The following is a 16,054-nucleotide window of genomic DNA, read 5'->3' as shown; positions in this document are numbered from 1 at the left end:
TTCGACGCCTGCCAACACGCGCAGCGGCACCGTCACATTCCTGTGATCGATGGCAGGCATCGAATAACCCTTAACGAAGGGCGACAGCTTCGCGCTGTCGCCCTTTCGTTTTTTGCATGCGAAACGCCAGATGCCAGATTGCCCGATGGCATTTTGCATACCGCTGAACGTAACCGCGCCGCGCCCTGCCAACCCTAGTTGGCCGGAATCGTCACGACCGGCGACTTGGCCGTGTCCGTGACTTCGGCGAGCGCCATCAGGTTTTGCACGACCGTGAACGCGTACTTCGAATCGAAGTCGCCGCGGTCGATCCAGTAGTTCGACTTGTCGTATAGCACGCTCACATACGCGTCCCGCGGTGCTTTCTCGCCCGTCTTCACGATGATCGTCGGCCGCGTTTCGCCGCCGATGAGACCGATCGTCGGCTTGGTCGCGCCGTTGCCGATCTGGTCGTCGGGCACCGAGATCTGCGCGCCGAGGTCGGTCAGGATGCCGAGCACCGAGCGCGTGACCATCGGGATGCGACTCTGATCCGCCGATTGTCCATAGACGAACTCATAGGTCTTCATCTTCGGCGAGAGATGCAGGAGCCTTCTCACGAGCGCGAGGTCATCGGCGACTTGCTTCGAGGCACCGCTACGCGTCGCGCCGAGCGTAATGAATACTCCGCCTTTGTCGCCGCTATTGCCGCCCTTGACGCTCGTTTCGGTCTTGCCGGGCTTGTCGTCGCCGGTATTGCGCGATTCGATATTCAATTCTCCCGCCAGTTGCAGCCGGCGCAACGCCCGCAGCAGCAGGAAGAAATCGGACGACCCCGCTGCGTTCGGCCCGCCCAGCGCGGTGCCGTTCTGCAGGCCGCTGATCGATTGCGCGGTGATGCGCAACAACAGGTCGATCGGAATGCCGCTTTCGGCGAGCGGCATCACGAGCGTCGGCGAAAGCGGCCGGATATAGGCGCTCGCGTAGGCATCGCCGGTCGTCGGTGAAAAAGTGAAGGTCGGATGATTCGAATAGGAGACGCTGCCGGTCGCCTGCGCATAGTTCGGCTGCGCGCCGGAGCCGGCATTGAGTATGACGCCGCCCGAGGTATCGAACGAATAGGCGGCGATGATGCTGCTCACGGTGAGGAACGACGGCGCGTCCGCGAAACGCAAGCCGACGATCGCTGCAAGAATTTCACGCTTCTTGGCATCGCCGAGCGCGCGGGCGTAGTCGACCTGATCGGCCTTCAGACGGCCCGGGCCGATGCCCGCGCAGCCCGCTGCGAGAAAGGAGACGGAGAGAACGGCGATCGATAGTGCTTTCCTTGTCATGGCGCTCAGTGAAGGTAAGAGGAGGATCGTCGGCGCTTGGCCGCGGAACACCCGGGCCGCAGTCGCAAATTTCGTACCTTTGGGTGCGAATGAATCGCCGATGTGCGATTGCGCGCGATGCGCGAACGATCCCATCCGGCGCGTTGTACGCCGGTTTCCTTCGAGCGCCGCGGCCCGGCGTTATCGGCCGAACCGCGCGCAGAATCCCATCACGAAGCGACGTGCTGCGCTTTCGACTGCGCGCGTTGCTGCGGCGCCTGCCCCTGCTCTTGCGCGATGTGACGGCTCGCTTCCTTGTGCTGTGCGACGAGCGCATCGAGCCGGTCCTGCGCGAAGCGTGGGCCGTCGTCGCGCGCCAGGACCGGTGCGGCAAATGTCGCCGCCGTGAGAACGATGACTATGGCGAAAGGCGTTCTTCTCATGATTCACCCCGCGTTTTTCCGTGCGCCGCCGTGCGCGTCAATGCGCAAAGCGGCCGCCCGACTAGCATCGCACATCGACGTGAAAGCTGCCCGGCGCGCGCCCGCGTCCTGCCCTTCGCATCCCTCGTCTTTCCGCCAAAATCCAGCGCGCCCCAGCATGCGCCATGCTTTGCACCGTTCGCGTGCTTGCGAACCGCGCCGGGATTACCTATTCCTTATTTCGAGGCGTCTTTTTGTCGTACCGACGCCAACGAGCCTGGAAGACCACGGAGACCCGCGCTCATGAACCTCGCTATTTTCTTCGACGGCACGTGGAACGAACCCAACGACCGCACCAACGCCTACCTGCTCTACAAGCTCGCGCCCGAGACGGACCAGCAGGAAACCTTCTACGTGGCCGGTGTCGGCACGCAAGACAAAGGGCTGTTTTCGCTCGCCAACAAATTTCTGGGTGGCGCGTTCGGCGACGGCCTGAGCGAAAACATCAAGAACGGCTATGCGTGGCTTTGTCAGCGCTACAAACCCGATGCGAAGATCTACATCTTCGGCTTCAGCCGCGGCGCGTATTCCGCGCGCAGCCTTGCCGGTCTGATCCGCAAATGCGGGCTCGCGAAGGACTGGAGCGCGCCGTCGATCGATCAGGCTTATGGGATCTATCGCGACAAGGACGTCGGGCCTTCGGATCAATCGGTCGTCGATTTTCGTAAGCAGTTCACGCGCGAAGTGGATGTCGAGTTCATCGGTGTTTGGGATACCGTCGGCGATCTCGGCATTCCACTCGATGGCCTGCCCGTGCCGGGCTTCTCGAGCTACTACAAGTTCCACGACACGACGCTGTCCAACAGCACGAAAGCGGCTTATCACGCGGTCGCGGCGAACGAATTCCGCTCGCTGTACAAGCCGACGTTATGGACGCCCGGCACCGATGTGCGCGGCGCCAATCTGCCGCTCGAACAGCGCTGGTTCGCAGGCGCGCATGCGAATGTGGGCGGCGGTTATGTGACGCCGCCGCGCACGCCCGAAGACCTGTTGCCCCTCATTCCGGCCGAGTGGCTTCGTCAGAAGGCGGCGGACACGGGTCTTTCGATCGACGGGCCGATCAAGATTCCGCCGCAAGCGTTCCAGTCGCAGCCGATCGACTCGTATGCGGAGTTCACCGCGCATCATCCTTTCCTCCAGGCCGTGTGCAAGAAAAAACCGCGCGTGGCAGGCACAGCGATCAATGAAACGATCGATCCGAGCCTGCTGGCGCGCCTCGAAGCGCCCGGCTTTCTCGACATGTATCCAGAACTCGTCGCGCAATTGAAGGCGCTGCCAGTCGGTAAATAACTCAGCTATCCGAAGTATTGGCCGATTTGTGTGCGCATGCACGCACACGACTTGCCATAACGACGCCTAGTATTCGAATACAAACGTTTGCCATGCGAACGATTTTGCGTCATCAGACGCATTGCTTCGATGACTCGCGCAAGCCGTTGCACACACGACGCGCGCAGTCGACAAGGACGTCCGTCCGCAGCCTGCGCTCCGCCCGGACCTGATGGGAGACCGGCATGAGCGTACCCACGACCCCGGAATTTGCGGGGCATCTGAACGACGACGTCGACGACGACACGAACCGCCGCGACAGCGACGACAACTTCAGCGACGGCCAGCCCGGCCCGCGCGCAGAAGCGGACATCACCAAGTGCGAGGCGCTCATCTCGCATGCGGCCGAGACCGGCACGGTCCTCGATAAAGCCGATGTCGACGCAGTGCGCGGCGCGCGATCCGCGTTCGATCAGGGCATCTGGAGCCGCGCGACAGGCAGCGCGTTCTACGGCGCCATGAGCCGCATCGCAGCATCGATGCAATACCCTGGGCGGCGCATCGTCGACGATCTCGATCACTGTCGCGACATGGTCTCGTACGGCGCGCAGAACGGAAAACGACTCGACGAGCACGATATCGAAGCGATGTCGAAAGCGCGCGCCGCGCAGCAGGATCACACGTGGAATCCGGAGATCGAGAGTGCGTTCTACGCAGCGATGAGCCGCATCGCACATGCGGTGACGCCGGTCGTCGCGGAAACGGCGGGCGACGAAGCACGCCAAGGCGCACGGCGCGCGATCCGCATCTACACGCATTCGGCGATCGCGCTGACGCTGCTTGTCGTGTCGCTTTCATGTCTGCTCTTCGTCGCGAATCAGGTGTCGACCGATATCGCGGCGGTCGTCAAGTCAAACGATGCGGCCGCGCTCACGCTGCACAATCAGTTGCAGGCGCACGCGGTCGCAATCGCCGATGCGGACAGAAAGAAAGACGCGGTCGCTGTGATAGCGCTGCAAAACTCGCAGCCCGCACTGCAGATCAAGGAAGAATTGCAGAACTTCGCGACCAACAACCGGCAGCTTTTCGCGGACGTGTCGCGCATCAGCGCATTCACGACGAGTCTCGGCCTCGGCGCGATTCGTAGTCCCTATAAAGCGCCCTGCGACGCCGAAGAGAACGTGCTCAATTTTCAGGGCGCGTATCGCACGTCGCATTCGCCGAAGTACTACAGCGGCAAGGCGGCGAGCGGCGACTGGCAATGCAGCCCGGATGTCGCGCGCAAGGTGCTGGAAATCACGTTGCCGTTGCTCGCGAAGCCCAATGCGGAACCCGGCGACACCAACCCGCCGACTGATCTCGACGCGGTCGCACAAGGCTTTCAGAAGATCGCCGTGTATCAGGATATCCGCGCGATGGCGCTCTATGCCAACGACATCATCCTGTCGATCGTCGGCGCGGTGACGGGCTTTCTGTTGCCGGTGCTCTACGCATGGCTCGGCGCGTGCGCCGCGATCCTGCGTCAGCTCTCCGCCGATTCATCGGCGAGCACGTTCCATCCCGAACATTCGAAAGTCGCGAATCGCGCGCATGTGACGAGCGCGATCATCGTCGGCATTTCGATCGGGCTCTTCAGCAAGCTGCTCGAAGGCGGCAAGGAGGTGTCGCCGCTTGCGATCGCGTTCATCGCGGGCTACGCGTCGGACAAGTTTTTCTATTTCGTCGACCGGCTCGTCGGTGCGATGTTTCCACCGCGCAGCGATCCGCCCGCGCGCATCACGCGCAACGATGGCGGCACATGGCGCGGGTCCGGCAGCGCCGCTGCACCCGCCGCAAAGACCGCGCTGCCGGGCAGCGTTCCGATGGGACCGCCGCCGGGCGCCTGAGCGTCAGAAGCGCTGCGGTGGCGTGCGCTCGGTCATGTCGCGCGGCAAGGTTTCATCGAGCTCGAACTCGACGCTCGGATAGTCCTGCAGCCGGCCGCTCACTTCGGCTTCGCGCTCGGCCGTGAAAAGGCTGTCGAGATAGTCGAACGACAGTTTCCCGACGAGCGCCTTCAGCGCGAGTTCCGGGCTGCGTTTCGGGTCAGTCGCGATATCGCCCGAATCCATGCACGCACAGAATTGTCCGTTCTTCGATTCCATCCCGCCGATATCGATCACCTTGCCGTCGACATTCTGTGCCAGCACGCGCTGCTCGACCGCGAACAGCCTGAACGGTCGTTCGAGGCGCGCGGGCTCCTTGCTTCCCTGATTGGTCATGGTGCGGTTCTCCGTCAGTGCTTCGATCAAGCGAACCAGCAAGGGCCGCACCCGGCGCGTGTGCAATGCAGCATCGACATGCCTTTCCTGCGCACGCCGCGCCGTCCTACAGTGACCTCATCGGCCACGCAACGACAGGAGCAGTCATCGTGAACGGAACCTTGAGCGGCAAAGTCGCGGTCATCACCGGCGCGAGCCGCGGACTCGGACGCAACGCCGCACTGAAGCTCGCGCAGCAAGGCGCCGGCGTGATCGGCACGTACAACCGCAATGCGCAGGCCGCACGATCGCTCGTCGACGATATCGAAAAAGCCGGCGGCAAGGCGGCCATGCTCGAACTCGACGTCGCGCGATGCGACACCTTCGCGGCTTTCGGCGATGCGCTCTGCAAGACGCTCGAAGCGACGTTCGAGCGCGAGAATTTCGATTTCCTGGTGAACAACGCGGGCATCGGCATTCACGCGCTTTTCGCTGAAACGACACCCGAGCAGTTCGACGAACTCGTCAACGTGCAGTTGAAAGGACCGTTTTTTCTGACGCAGACGCTGCTGCCCTACCTTCACGAGGAAGGCGCGATTCTCAATGTGTCGAGCGGGCTCACGCGCTTCGCGCTGCCGGGCTTTGCGGCGTATGCCGCGATGAAAGGCGGCATCGAGGTGCTGACGCGTTATCTCGCGAAAGAACTCGGGCCGCACGGCATCACAGTGAATACCATCGCGCCGGGCGCGATCGAGACGGACTTCGGCGGCGGCGTCGTCCGCGACGATCACGACACGAATCAGTTCATCGCCGATAACACGGCGCTCGGACGCGTGGGCGTGCCGGACGATATCGGCGGCGCGATCGCGGCGATGCTGTCCGACGGCAATCGCTGGATGACGGCGCAGCGCGTCGAGGTGTCGGGCGGGATGTTTATCTGACGCACGCCTTCGCTCCGCGCACAGACGAAAAAACCGGACGCCGAGGCGTCCGGTTTTTGCATGCAGCATGCGTAATGCTTAATGCATTACGCCGCGAAGCGTCGCTTAGAAGCGGTGGATGATACCCACGCCCGCCGCGAACATGCTGCGCGATGCCGACGGCGCGCTCTGGAAGCCATCGCCGATCGTCGCAATCGCGGCACCCTGAACCGGGCGCGTCGTCGCGTTGTTGTTCGGGTAGAACAGCGTGTTGCCGTTCGCGCGCTGGAACGCTTCCAGTGCGTACAGGCCCGTGCGCTTCGAGAGCGAGTAGTACTGGGACAGGTTGAACTGGTGGTACGAAGCCGCGTCGTTGATGCCGTTCGCCTTGCTTGCCCACGTGTAGCTGTAGCCCGCCGCGAAGTCCCATGCCGACGTCGCCTTCCAGTGCAGCACCGTGCCGGCCGTGTTGAACACGGCTTCGTCGGTAAAGCCGGAGTTGATGCCCGGGATGTACTGAACGTTCGTGTACGTGACCGAGATGTCCCACGCGCTGTTGAACTGGAAGCCGCCCGCGACTGCGAAGCGTTGCTGAGCCTGTGCGCGCTGATAACCCGCCGTCACCGCCGACACGCCGGACTGACCGCCACCGGTCGTGCTCGTCGTATCGTTGATGGTCGTCGATTGGCCGCTGTAGATGCCGCCGCCATTGGCCGCGTTGTTGATGCGCGAGAACGCCACCGCACCGCCGATCGGGCCTTGCTGGTACTGCAACGCAGCCGACCACGTCGAGCCTTGGTACACGCTGTCCGGCACGCCCGCGAACGAGTACGAACCGCTGACCGTGAAGCCGTAGAGCTTCGGCGACGTGTAGACCACCGAGTTGTTCGCGCGGTAGATCGTGTCCAGGCCGTCCAGATCGCCCGGGTGCGCGCCGAAGTAGCCGGTCAGCCAGTTCGTCGGGCTATACGGCGAGAGCAGCGTGTAGTACGACGTGTACTGGCGGCCCAAAGTCAGCGTACCGTAGCCGGGATTCGTCAGACCGACCCATGCCTGGCGGCCGAACATCGCGTTGGTGAATTGCTGGTTGCCGCTGTTGATGTCGAAGCCCGATTCCAGCTGGAAGATCGCCTTGTTGCCGCCGCCCAGATCTTCAGCGCCCTTGAGGCCGAAACGGCTGCCCGCCCAGATGCCCGAGGCCATCTTGACGTTCGAGCGGCCCGGGGTCGAACGGTTCAGGTTCGTCTGGCTGCTTTGATAGACGATCGAATCGTCGACGATACCGTACAGCGTGACGCTGCTTTGCGCGAACGCCGGCGCCGCGGCTGCGAACGCCGTGGCTGCGACGATTGCGACCTTGGTCATCGTGAAACCCTTCATTTTTTCTCCTCAAGCGGTGGGCAATTACTTCCGAGCGAGTCTTGGAACCGGTGCCGCCTTCGCGACTTCGTATTGTTTCAACTCGTAACTTTTATCGGTGGCAAGTGTATGGCTTACAGACGCAATGCGAAAGAAAGACGCACTTCTGTGTCGTTTTTTTTCACTGTCTGGTTAACGAGTATTTTCTGACGCGCAGATATTAGGCAAACGAGCACGAAACTGACAGCCGGCTGACAGATACGTGGCACGGAAGCGGCTGAGAGAGAACGGCCAGTCGATGGCGTATCAGCCCCGCTTCGAGACGCGCGGGGGCTCGCGGCGCGGCAAGGCATGTCGGGAATATTCGAGGAAGAGAGATTCAAGCCGGCGGAACCTACAGCGGCTTTTCAGGACGATGAGAAACGCCGGCGTATAGAAAGGTTTTTGCAAGAAAACCCGCGATGCGCCGACGTCGATGTGACTGCGGCCGAAGAGCCGCTCGTACGATTTCCGTTAGTGCTCGATCTTCGCCCGAAGCTCGCGCGCCGTCTCGAGCAAACCTTCGTAGCCCGAGCGCGCATGCGAAGGCAGATCCGGATCGCCGACGAGCGTGCCAAGCGTCTCGATGATGCTGTAGAGAATGCCCTTCGCCGCGCCCGCCGCCATCTTGCCCGCGGCATAGGATTCGTCGACGTGGGAAATGGCCGCATCGAATTGTTCGACTTCGGGATGCGCTTCTCCGATCTCCGGCGCGTCGTCGCGCGGCTTGGTCGGGTCGCTGTTCATGATGATGGTCCTCCTTACGTGGTTCCTGCTTTCTGTATAGCGCCACGGCACGACGGGTGCAAATAGCGGTTTGCCGCAGTCGGTCACGAAGTGGGCAGCTCCTGCACCGGCTGGATGAAGTGCACGCGCCGCGTGTCGCCAGCGCCCTTCCCCGTTCCGTGCGGCACGCCGTGTTCCATCAGCAACGCGCGCAACTCGTTGATGACCGGAAAGACTTCGTGATTGTGGTCCGCGCCCTGCCGGTCATGCGCCTCCTGCTCGCGCTCGACGATCCAGCGATCCTCCTTGAAGATGCGCTCGGTGAACCAGACGAGCAGCGGCCACGCGGCGTCGAGCAGGCCCGGAATCTTCGGGCGCTTGATGGACAAGAGACCGAACGTGCGGTTCGTGCGCTGTTCGGCATCGAGTGGCACATAGGCGATCCAGAGGTCCATCACCATCGTGTCGTCTTTCGTGCGGATCCTGAGCGTCTGATACGGGTATTCGGTGCGGATCGTCATCACGTCCTTGTGGCCGTCGTCGGGCTTCGAGCCGCGCTTCTGACCGAAGACGAGCGCCTCGCCGATCGGCTGCTTGCCCGCCTCGCGCGCGAACGTGTAGTCGACTTCGATCCAGTCCTCGCCACGCCGCCGGCCGAGCGAACGCGCGCGCATGTTGCCCATCTGCCGCCGATGCAGGAACTGATGGTTCATGTCCATCAGGTTCTCGTGCATGAACGTGTAGTGGCACTTCACTTCCTGACCGAAGCGGCGCGTCTTGTACGCGGGATCGGTGGCGGAGCCGAGTTCGGGAAATTTCGCGGCGTCGGCGAGCGACGGGTCGCCCGTGAATACGAAGACGAGCCCGCCCGCCTCGCGGCACGGATACGCCCGCACGCCGTTGGGCAGGCGCTCGCGGCCGAGATAGGGAATGTCGGTGCAGCGGCCGGTGCAGTCGTAGGTCCAGCCGTGATAGCAGCAGCGGATCAATTCGCCATCGACGACGCCCGCCGACAGCGGCACTTGCCGATGTGCGCAGCGGTCTTCCAGCGCGAACACGCTGCCCGATTCGGTCCGCACGAGCACGATCGGGTCGCCCGCGAAGCGCACGCTGTGTGCGCGCCCCGCTTTCACTTCACGCGACCACGCGAGCGGATACCAATGATCGGGATGAATGTCGATGCGGCGCAGATCGCGCGGCGGCCTCGTCGGGGTATCGATGGAACCGGCTTCCTGCTCGCCCTGCGGCAACGCTGCGTGCATGTACTACGCCTCCGCTGAAAAGGAGATCGGATGGAGCGCCGCGTGCACATGCGGCGCAATGAACGACCATTCGCAGTCTACACGGCGTCGATCGTTTCGGCGCGCGCTGAATTGCCGGGGATCGTGCGCATCCGCGCGGGCGTCACGTGGGCTGCCCGAGATGCGCGTGCAGATGATCGATGAGCGCGCGCACCTTCGGCGGCAGGAAGCGGTTGGGCGGATAAAGCAGCCAGACCGGTCCCCGATATGCGCGCGCGTGCAGTTCCCAATCGGCGAGCACGGCCTGTACGCGGCCCGCGGCGAGCGCGTCGCGGGCGGCGAAATCGGGCAGCGTCGCGATGCCTAGTCCGCTCTCGGCCGCTTCCAGCCGCGCGCCCGCATGATTGGCGATGTAGCGCCCGCGCACGGCGACCGTCACCGTCTCGTTGCCGCGGGTGAAGCGCCAGCGGTTGTCGTCGGCGGTTTCGCCCAGATGGATGCAGTCGTGCTGCGCGAGTTCGCGCGGATGCGCAGGCGCGCCGTGCTCGCGCACATACTCCGCCGATGCGCACAGCAGCCAGCGCACGCGCCCGAGCTGCCGCGCGGCGAGTCCTTGAGGCGGATCGCTCGTCGCGCGAATGACGAGATCGACATCGCTTTCGAGCGGATCGATGTCGTGATCGGCGAAGACGAGCTGCAGATCGACATCCGGATACGCCGCGAGAAACGCCGGCACGAGCGGATGAATGACGGATTTCGCGTACGCGGTCGGCGCCGACAGCGCGACGCGGCCCTGCGGCTTGCCCGACGACTGTCCCGCGGCATCGACCGCGCCGGACGCGGCCGCTGCCATGTCGCGGCAGTGCCGATACACCTGAGCGCCCGATTCGGTGACGCGGACCTTGCGCGTCGAGCGTTCCAGAAGCCGGGTGGCGAGCGCCTCTTCGAGACGCTTGATCCGGCGGCTGACCGTCGATGGCGTGCTGCCCAGTTGCCGCGCCGCGAGCGAGAAGTTGCCCGCGTCGACGACGCGCGCGAACACGGCCATATCGGGCATCAGATCGAAAAGATCGGCGGGATTCATTTGTGCATTTTCGACAACAAGGCTATGCATTGAAGCCTGATTATCGCGCTCACGGCATCATTCGACAATGACGGCTCACTTGCACCGGAGCCGCCGCATGACCACCGAGTCGCCCGTCCGACGTCTGCTTCCCCTGTCCGATCTGCTGCTCTTCGCCGTCGCGATGGTGTGGGGCAGCAGTTACGGCATCGTCAAGAACGCGCTCGCGTTTTATCCGGTGCTGGCGCTGCTCGCGCTGCGCTTCGGCATCACGTTTTGCCTGCTGGCGGTGAATCTGCGGCATCTGCGGCATGCGAATGCGGCGGCGCTGCGCGGCGTGCTCGTCCTGGGTTTGCTGCTGCTGTCGATTTTTCTCGCCGAAACCTTTGGCGTGCTGCACACGCGTGCCGCGAACGCCGCGTTTCTCATCAGCTTGTGCGTCGTGTTGACGCCGCTCGTCGAATGGGCGCTGCTGAAGCGCCGGCCGGCCGCCGCCGAGTGGCTCGCGGTCGGCGTGTCGTTCGCGGGCGCGTGGCTGCTCGCCAGCGACGGCGCCCTGTCCTTCGACTTCAATCTCGGCGATGGACTGATCCTCGCCGCCGCGGTGCTGCGCGCGCTCGCGGTCTGCGTGACCAAGCGCGTGCTGCGCGCGACGCCGCTGCCCGCGCTCACCGTGACGGCGGTGCAGGCGGGCGTCGTGGCGTCGGGAAGCGCGGCGCTCGCTCTGCTGTTCGCGCCGTCGCAGTGGCAGCCCTTGCCCGCGCTCGCCGGGCACGGCATGTTCTGGGGCTCGGTGCTTTATCTCGTGTGCGCCTGCACGCTCTTCGCGTTCTTCGCGCAGAACTATGCGATCGGACGCAGCAGCCCGACGCGCGTCTCGCTCCTGATGGGCAGCGAACCCGCATTCGGCGCGCTCTTCGCTAGCGTATGGCTCGGCGAGCATGTGTCGATGGCGGGCTGGATCGGCGGCGGCATGATCGTCGCGGCCTCGCTGATGGCAACCGTATCCTGGCGCGGCCTCTTCGCGGCGCGGCCGAGCGAGGCGTGAGCGTGGCCTTCTTTATGCGTTCTTCTGGAACACAACGCTGAAGTTGTTGGCCGGCATCGCGACCGTTTCGACGAGCGTGAAGCCGGCCTGCTCTCCCAATGCTTCGACGGCTTCCATGTCGCGCACGCCCCAGCGCGGATCGTTCGCGCGCAATTGCTGATCGAACGCTTCGTTGCTCGGCGCGGTATGCGCGCCATTGCGCCGATATGGTCCGTACAGGACCAATACACCCCCGGCGCTCAGGCGCGCGCCCGCGCCGCGAAAGAGTGCCTCGGCGGCTTCCCAGGGTGCGATGTGGATCATGTTGATGCACACGATGGCCGCGACTTGCGCGATGCCCCAATCGTCGTTCGTCACATCGAGCGCGAGCGGCGCGTTCAGGTTTGCGAGACCCGCGTGCGCGCGCCATCCGGCGATGGAATCGCGCGCATCGGCATCGGGATCGCTCGGCTGCCACACGATCCCCGGCAGCGCCGACGCGCAATGTACGGCGTGCTGGCCCGTGCCACTCGCGATTTCCAGCACGACGCCTTTTGACGGCAGCACGCGTGCGAGGACGGACAGAATCGCATCGCGATTGCGTTCGGCTGCGGGCGCGCGGCGGCGCACGGCGGCATCGGGATGCGGCGTGTCGTCGTCGGAGCTCGATGGGACTTGAGAGCCTTGATTCATGTGCGATGGCGCGTGTGCGCGATGAGCGAAAGTCGCATCGAGCCTAATCGGCCGCATGGCGAAGCGTCAAGCGCAGTTGCCGGACGGCGGCAAACACTCACCGGCATGGCGCGATTCGTGCTGCCCTGCCCGCGCGGAACGCGCGGCCTGCAAGCAAACCTGTGTATGCTCCGGGGTGAATCCGCGTCCGCAATCGCATTTTGCATGCAGGCACGATGCATTCTGAATGCCAGATTGAATGCATTCGACAAGCATGCAGAATACCGGCGCACACGACACCGACCGCATGCCGGATGACGAACCTGCAGCGCGCATGCGGCGCGATCGACATGGAGTGAATCGATGCAGCATGACCCGAACCAGATTTCGCCGAAGCAATCGAACGACGGTCCCGACGACGACATGATCGCGTTTGCCAGCGAAGTGTTCGATGTCGCCCGCCGTGGCGATGCCGCGATGCTCGACGCGCTTCTGAGCAAAGGCCTGCCGCCCAACCTGCGCAACGACAAGGGCGACAGTCTCGTGATGCTCGCGAGTTACCACGGCCACGCCGACGCCGTGCGCGTGCTGCTCGATCACAATGCCGATCCGGACCTGCGCAACGACAACGGCCAGACGCCGATCGCGGGCGCGGCGTTCAAGGGCTTCGCGAACGTGATCGAAACGCTGCTGGATCACGGCGCGGATGTCGAAGGCGCATCGCCCGACGGCCGCACCGCGTTGATGATCGCGGCGATGTTCAACCGGGTGGAGATCGTCGACTTGCTGATCGCGCGCGGCGCCGATCCCGATGCGCGCGACGCCGGCGGTTTTTCCGCTCGCGACGCCGCCGAGAAGATGGGCGCGCCGGATACGGTCGCGCAGCTCGCGAAGGCGTCGGACGGGCGCACGCGCACGGGGCAACGGCAATGACGAGCGCAACGGAATGACGCGATGTGCATTGCATGCATGATTCAATCCGCTTCGGTTGCACGCAAAAAGCAAAGCGAAATCGAACGAACGACCCCGCGCGCGCGTCGAAGCGATCCGACAACGAACGAAACAAGCAGGTAACCCGGAACTATGGAGCTTTTGCGATGACAGGCGGTTTCCCGCATCGGGGTGATGCGTCGTCGATCGGCCTTTACGCGCGCGAGCGAGCGTGTCGGGCGGCGGGCGCCGTCAATGCCGCCGCGCGCCTGATTTTGCAGATCGCTGCGCTCATCGTCGCGATTGCGCGTGGCTTGCGCGCGCTGCGCTTCACGACGAGCCTGTCCGTTGCCGCCGCGTTCGCGCTTTCCGCATGCGGACTCATACCGCAGCAGACGCCCGCGCCGATCGTCGAGCACTCTTATATTCCGACGCCCGACGAGGCCGGCTCCGGCGAGCCCGAGGAGCCGCTGCCCGCCGTGCAGGCGCCCGAGCCCGCGTCCTCGGTGAAACCTGCGCCCGCGCCGAAGCCCAAGCGCCGCGTCGTCAGGCCGAAGCCGCCTGAGCCGGTCGTCACCCCGCCGCCCGAGCCGCCGGAGCCGCCGCCTCCGCCGCAGATCATTTCGACGCGCATCATGCAGCACGACCAGTTGCATGGCCTGCTCGATGCCGAGGTGCAGCGTCCCGACGGCAAGGTCGTCGGCCGCGCGGTGGACATGTACATCGATGGCGCCGCGAAGCCGAAGCTCCTGATGGTGAATCTGGCTGGCTTCATGGGCGTGGGCGACCGCAAGGTGAATTTTCCGTGGGCGGCATTCAAGTTCACGCCGAATTCGAAGGCCGCGCCGATCACGTTCGTGCAACCTGCCCCGCCCGTGAAGGGCAAGCCGGCCGAACCGGTGGCCAAGCCGCAGCCGGTCAACGAGGCGCCGGCGAACCTGGTGCAGTTCATCGATTCGACGGTGACGCAGAAGAGCGGCGCGCGCATCGGGCGCGTGGTGGACGTGCTCATCGACTCCCAGGCTCAGCCGCAGGCGCTCGTGCTCGACCTTTCCAGTTCGCTCGCGGGCGACAAGCGGCATGTCGCGGCCAACTGGGGCGACCTGCACGTGATCGCGCGCAATAAACAGTGGCTTCTGCAGATGGATTTCAACGACGCGCAATTGAAGGCCGCGCCGACTTACGCGCCCGAGCAGCCGATCAAGATCGTGTCGCCCATTGCGCCCGCGCCGGCTTCGGCTGCGACCGCGGGCGCCGCGTCGGGAACGGCTGCATCGGGGGCGAGCGCGGCGGCTTCCGGGGCCGCGCCGGCGGCATCGCAGGCTTCCGGCGCGCGCCTCGCCAGATAACGGATAACGACATCGAGAACAGATTCACAACATGGTAATTGCACGCAGTCTGCGCGCGCTCGACTGGCTGAACTTCTTCGTCGCCAACGTGCAGACCGGCTTCGGCCCTTTCATTGCTTCGTACCTCGCGGCCAACAAGTGGACGCAGGGCGAGATCGGCCTGATGCTTTCCGTCGGCACGATCAGCGCGATGGCGAGCCAGTTGCCGGCAGGCGCGCTCGTCGACGCGATGCGCAACAAGAAGTTCGCCGCGCTTTCCGCGATCGTCGCGATCATCGTGAGTGCGCTGTTGCTCGCCGCGAGTCCGACGTTCGTCCCCGTTTTCGCCGCCGAAGTGCTGCACGGCTTCGCGAGCTGCATGCTCGTCCCGGCGATGGCGGCGATCTCGCTCGCCCTCGTCTCGCGCGCCGATCTCGGCGACCGCCTCGGGCGCAATGCGCGCTGGGCGTCGATCGGTAGCGCGTTGACCGCGGCGTTGATGGGCGCGTTCGGCGAGTATCTGTCGCTGCGCTCGGTGTTCTTCTTGACGGCGGCGCTCGCGTTGCCGGCGATCGTCGCGCTGCGCATGATTCACTACGATATCCCGGCCGCTGTGCCGCGCATGCCGACGGGCAAGCCGAAGATGACGCCCGAGGGTGAAGAGCGTGAATCCTTGCGCGAGTTGCTGAAGGACAGGCGGCTTCTGATTTTTGCGGCGTGCGTCGTGCTCTTTCACTTGTCGAATGCGGCGATGCTCAATCTCGCCGCGGGCGAAGTCACGGCGCACATGGGCGACAACGTTCAACTCGTGATCGCGGCGTGCATCATCGTGCCGCAGTTCATCGTCGCGGCGATGTCGCCGTGGGTCGGGCGGCAGGCGCAGAAATGGGGGCGCAGGCCGGTGTTGATTCTTGGCTTCTGTGCGCTGCCGGTTCGCGCGATCTTGTTCGCGGGCGTGTCGAGTCCGTATCTGCTCGTGCCGGTGCAGATGCTCGATGGCATCAGTGCGGCGGTGTTCGGGGTGATGCTGCCTTTGATTGCGGCGGATGTCGCCGGGGGGCGTGGGCATTACAACCTGACGATTGGATTCTTCGGTTTGGCTGCCGGCGTCGGGGCGACGCTTTCGACGGCTGCGGCCGGGTTTGCCGCGGATCGTTTTGGCACGGCGATGAGCTTCTTCGGGCTCGCCGGTGCCGGGGCGCTTGCTGTGGCGATGGTTTGGCTCGCCATGCCGGAGACGCGCGGGGCGCATGAAGTGAAAGATGAGGCGGCTAAACCGCCGGTGGGGGTTTAAGGGGCGTTTGGTTTTGGCTTCTCATGAAAGCCTGATTTCGCGTCGGTCTATTAGCATTGCCCCTCCCCGGGGCGGGGGTAACTTTCTTTGCTGCTGTGTATAGACCGGGGACATAGTTGACAGATTTGGCGGGGACATGGTTGACACTTTTGGGCATCGAAATGCCTGGACT

15 protein-coding genes are annotated in these 16,054 nt (G+C 64.2%); 7 read left to right on the top strand and 8 right to left on the bottom strand.

Annotated elements, in window-relative coordinates; all coding sequences use genetic code 11:
- Nucleotides 1-194: 194 nt before the first annotated feature.
- Entirely contained in the window at nt 195-1,313 is a 1,119-nt protein-coding gene (locus AWB74_RS40965) for a hypothetical protein (RefSeq protein WP_061152258.1), read from the bottom strand.
- Nucleotides 1,314-1,522: 209 nt separating this feature from the next.
- Nucleotides 1,523-1,735: a hypothetical protein gene (locus tag AWB74_RS40960; protein ID WP_061152255.1), complete on the bottom strand. Its 213-nt coding sequence runs from the start codon at nt 1,733-1,735 to the stop codon at nt 1,523-1,525.
- Between the two features lie 282 nt (nt 1,736-2,017).
- Between AWB74_RS40960 and AWB74_RS40955 the strand changes: the two genes are divergently transcribed.
- A complete protein-coding gene (locus AWB74_RS40955) occupies nt 2,018-3,064 on the top strand; it encodes a DUF2235 domain-containing protein (protein ID WP_061152254.1) in 1,047 nt (348 codons plus the stop codon).
- A gap of 224 nt (nt 3,065-3,288) precedes the next feature.
- The gene (locus AWB74_RS40950; protein WP_061152253.1) at nt 3,289-4,929 is read left to right on the top strand and encodes a hypothetical protein; all 1,641 of its coding nucleotides are present in this window, start codon (nt 3,289-3,291) and stop codon (nt 4,927-4,929) included.
- 3 nt (nt 4,930-4,932) lie between these two features.
- Here AWB74_RS40950 and AWB74_RS40945 read toward each other — a convergent pair whose 3' ends face one another.
- Entirely contained in the window at nt 4,933-5,304 is a 372-nt protein-coding gene (locus AWB74_RS40945; RefSeq protein WP_061152257.1) for a hypothetical protein, read from the bottom strand.
- 161 nt (nt 5,305-5,465) lie between these two features.
- Here AWB74_RS40945 and AWB74_RS40940 point away from each other — a divergent pair, with 161 nt between their 5' ends.
- Nucleotides 5,466-6,224 carry an SDR family NAD(P)-dependent oxidoreductase gene (locus AWB74_RS40940; RefSeq protein ID WP_061152252.1) on the top strand — a complete coding sequence of 253 codons (759 nt, stop codon included), beginning with the start codon at nt 5,466-5,468 and terminating at the stop codon, nt 6,222-6,224.
- Nucleotides 6,225-6,329: 105 nt separating this feature from the next.
- Here AWB74_RS40940 and AWB74_RS40935 read toward each other — a convergent pair whose 3' ends face one another.
- The 4 genes from AWB74_RS40935 to AWB74_RS40920 form a co-directional block, all read right to left on the bottom strand.
- Complete coding sequence (locus tag AWB74_RS40935) at nt 6,330-7,583, bottom strand: porin (protein ID WP_061152251.1); 1,254 nt, start codon at nt 7,581-7,583, stop codon at nt 6,330-6,332.
- 492 nt (nt 7,584-8,075) lie between these two features.
- Nucleotides 8,076-8,348, bottom strand: coding sequence for a hypothetical protein (locus AWB74_RS40930; protein ID WP_061152250.1), 273 nt, complete (start codon nt 8,346-8,348; stop codon nt 8,076-8,078).
- Nucleotides 8,349-8,431: 83 nt separating this feature from the next.
- A complete protein-coding gene (locus AWB74_RS40925; RefSeq protein ID WP_061152249.1) occupies nt 8,432-9,589 on the bottom strand; it encodes an aromatic ring-hydroxylating oxygenase subunit alpha in 1,158 nt (385 codons plus the stop codon).
- 142 nt (nt 9,590-9,731) lie between these two features.
- Nucleotides 9,732-10,652 (bottom strand): LysR family transcriptional regulator, encoded by a 921-nt coding sequence (locus AWB74_RS40920; RefSeq protein ID WP_061152248.1) that lies wholly within the window; start codon nt 10,650-10,652, stop codon nt 9,732-9,734.
- Nucleotides 10,653-10,749: 97 nt separating this feature from the next.
- Here AWB74_RS40920 and AWB74_RS40915 point away from each other — a divergent pair, with 97 nt between their 5' ends.
- The gene (locus AWB74_RS40915; RefSeq protein WP_061152247.1) at nt 10,750-11,679 is read left to right on the top strand and encodes a DMT family transporter; all 930 of its coding nucleotides are present in this window, start codon (nt 10,750-10,752) and stop codon (nt 11,677-11,679) included.
- 12 nt (nt 11,680-11,691) lie between these two features.
- On the opposite strand, the gene AWB74_RS40910 is transcribed toward AWB74_RS40915, so the two are convergent.
- Nucleotides 11,692-12,351: a DUF938 domain-containing protein gene (locus AWB74_RS40910; RefSeq protein WP_061152256.1), complete on the bottom strand. Its 660-nt coding sequence runs from the start codon at nt 12,349-12,351 to the stop codon at nt 11,692-11,694.
- A gap of 402 nt (nt 12,352-12,753) precedes the next feature.
- Between AWB74_RS40910 and AWB74_RS40905 the strand changes: the two genes are divergently transcribed.
- The 3 genes from AWB74_RS40905 to AWB74_RS40895 all read left to right on the top strand — a co-directional run bounded on the left by AWB74_RS40905 (nt 12,754) and on the right by AWB74_RS40895 (nt 15,882).
- Nucleotides 12,754-13,263, top strand: a complete 510-nt coding sequence (locus AWB74_RS40905) for an ankyrin repeat domain-containing protein (RefSeq protein WP_407642537.1) — start codon at nt 12,754-12,756, stop codon at nt 13,261-13,263.
- Nucleotides 13,264-13,427: 164 nt separating this feature from the next.
- Nucleotides 13,428-14,609, top strand: a complete 1,182-nt coding sequence (locus tag AWB74_RS40900; protein ID WP_061152245.1) for a hypothetical protein — start codon at nt 13,428-13,430, stop codon at nt 14,607-14,609.
- A 31-nt stretch (nt 14,610-14,640) separates the two neighbouring features.
- Nucleotides 14,641-15,882, top strand: coding sequence for an MFS transporter (locus AWB74_RS40895; RefSeq protein WP_061152244.1), 1,242 nt, complete (start codon nt 14,641-14,643; stop codon nt 15,880-15,882).
- Nucleotides 15,883-16,054: the final 172 nt, after the last annotated feature.

It is taken from the genome of Caballeronia arvi, assembly GCF_001544695.2.
GTDB classification, from domain to species: Bacteria; Pseudomonadota; Gammaproteobacteria; order Burkholderiales; family Burkholderiaceae; genus Caballeronia; species Caballeronia arvi.
The sequence above is the reverse complement of the archived record's forward strand: the minus strand, read 5'-3'. Positions and strand labels throughout refer to the sequence as shown.

Coding starts and splice junctions, on each gene's coding strand:
- AWB74_RS40960 (WP_061152255.1), bottom strand. CDS start 1,735: ATGAGAAGAACGCCTTTCGCCATAGTCATCGTTCTCACGGCGGCGACA.
- AWB74_RS40910 (WP_061152256.1), bottom strand. CDS start 12,351: ATGAATCAAGGCTCTCAAGTCCCATCGAGCTCCGACGACGACACGCCG.
- AWB74_RS40935 (WP_061152251.1), bottom strand. CDS start 7,583: ATGAAGGGTTTCACGATGACCAAGGTCGCAATCGTCGCAGCCACGGCG.
- AWB74_RS40905 (WP_407642537.1), top strand. CDS start 12,754: ATGATCGCGTTTGCCAGCGAAGTGTTCGATGTCGCCCGCCGTGGCGAT.
- AWB74_RS40925 (WP_061152249.1), bottom strand. CDS start 9,589: ATGCACGCAGCGTTGCCGCAGGGCGAGCAGGAAGCCGGTTCCATCGAT.
- AWB74_RS40955 (WP_061152254.1), top strand. CDS start 2,018: ATGAACCTCGCTATTTTCTTCGACGGCACGTGGAACGAACCCAACGAC.
- AWB74_RS40915 (WP_061152247.1), top strand. CDS start 10,750: ATGACCACCGAGTCGCCCGTCCGACGTCTGCTTCCCCTGTCCGATCTG.
- AWB74_RS40930 (WP_061152250.1), bottom strand. CDS start 8,348: ATGAACAGCGACCCGACCAAGCCGCGCGACGACGCGCCGGAGATCGGA.
- AWB74_RS40945 (WP_061152257.1), bottom strand. CDS start 5,304: ATGACCAATCAGGGAAGCAAGGAGCCCGCGCGCCTCGAACGACCGTTC.
- AWB74_RS40965 (WP_061152258.1), bottom strand. CDS start 1,313: ATGACAAGGAAAGCACTATCGATCGCCGTTCTCTCCGTCTCCTTTCTC.
- AWB74_RS40950 (WP_061152253.1), top strand. CDS start 3,289: ATGAGCGTACCCACGACCCCGGAATTTGCGGGGCATCTGAACGACGAC.
- AWB74_RS40900 (WP_061152245.1), top strand. CDS start 13,428: ATGACAGGCGGTTTCCCGCATCGGGGTGATGCGTCGTCGATCGGCCTT.
- AWB74_RS40895 (WP_061152244.1), top strand. CDS start 14,641: ATGGTAATTGCACGCAGTCTGCGCGCGCTCGACTGGCTGAACTTCTTC.
- AWB74_RS40920 (WP_061152248.1), bottom strand. CDS start 10,652: ATGAATCCCGCCGATCTTTTCGATCTGATGCCCGATATGGCCGTGTTC.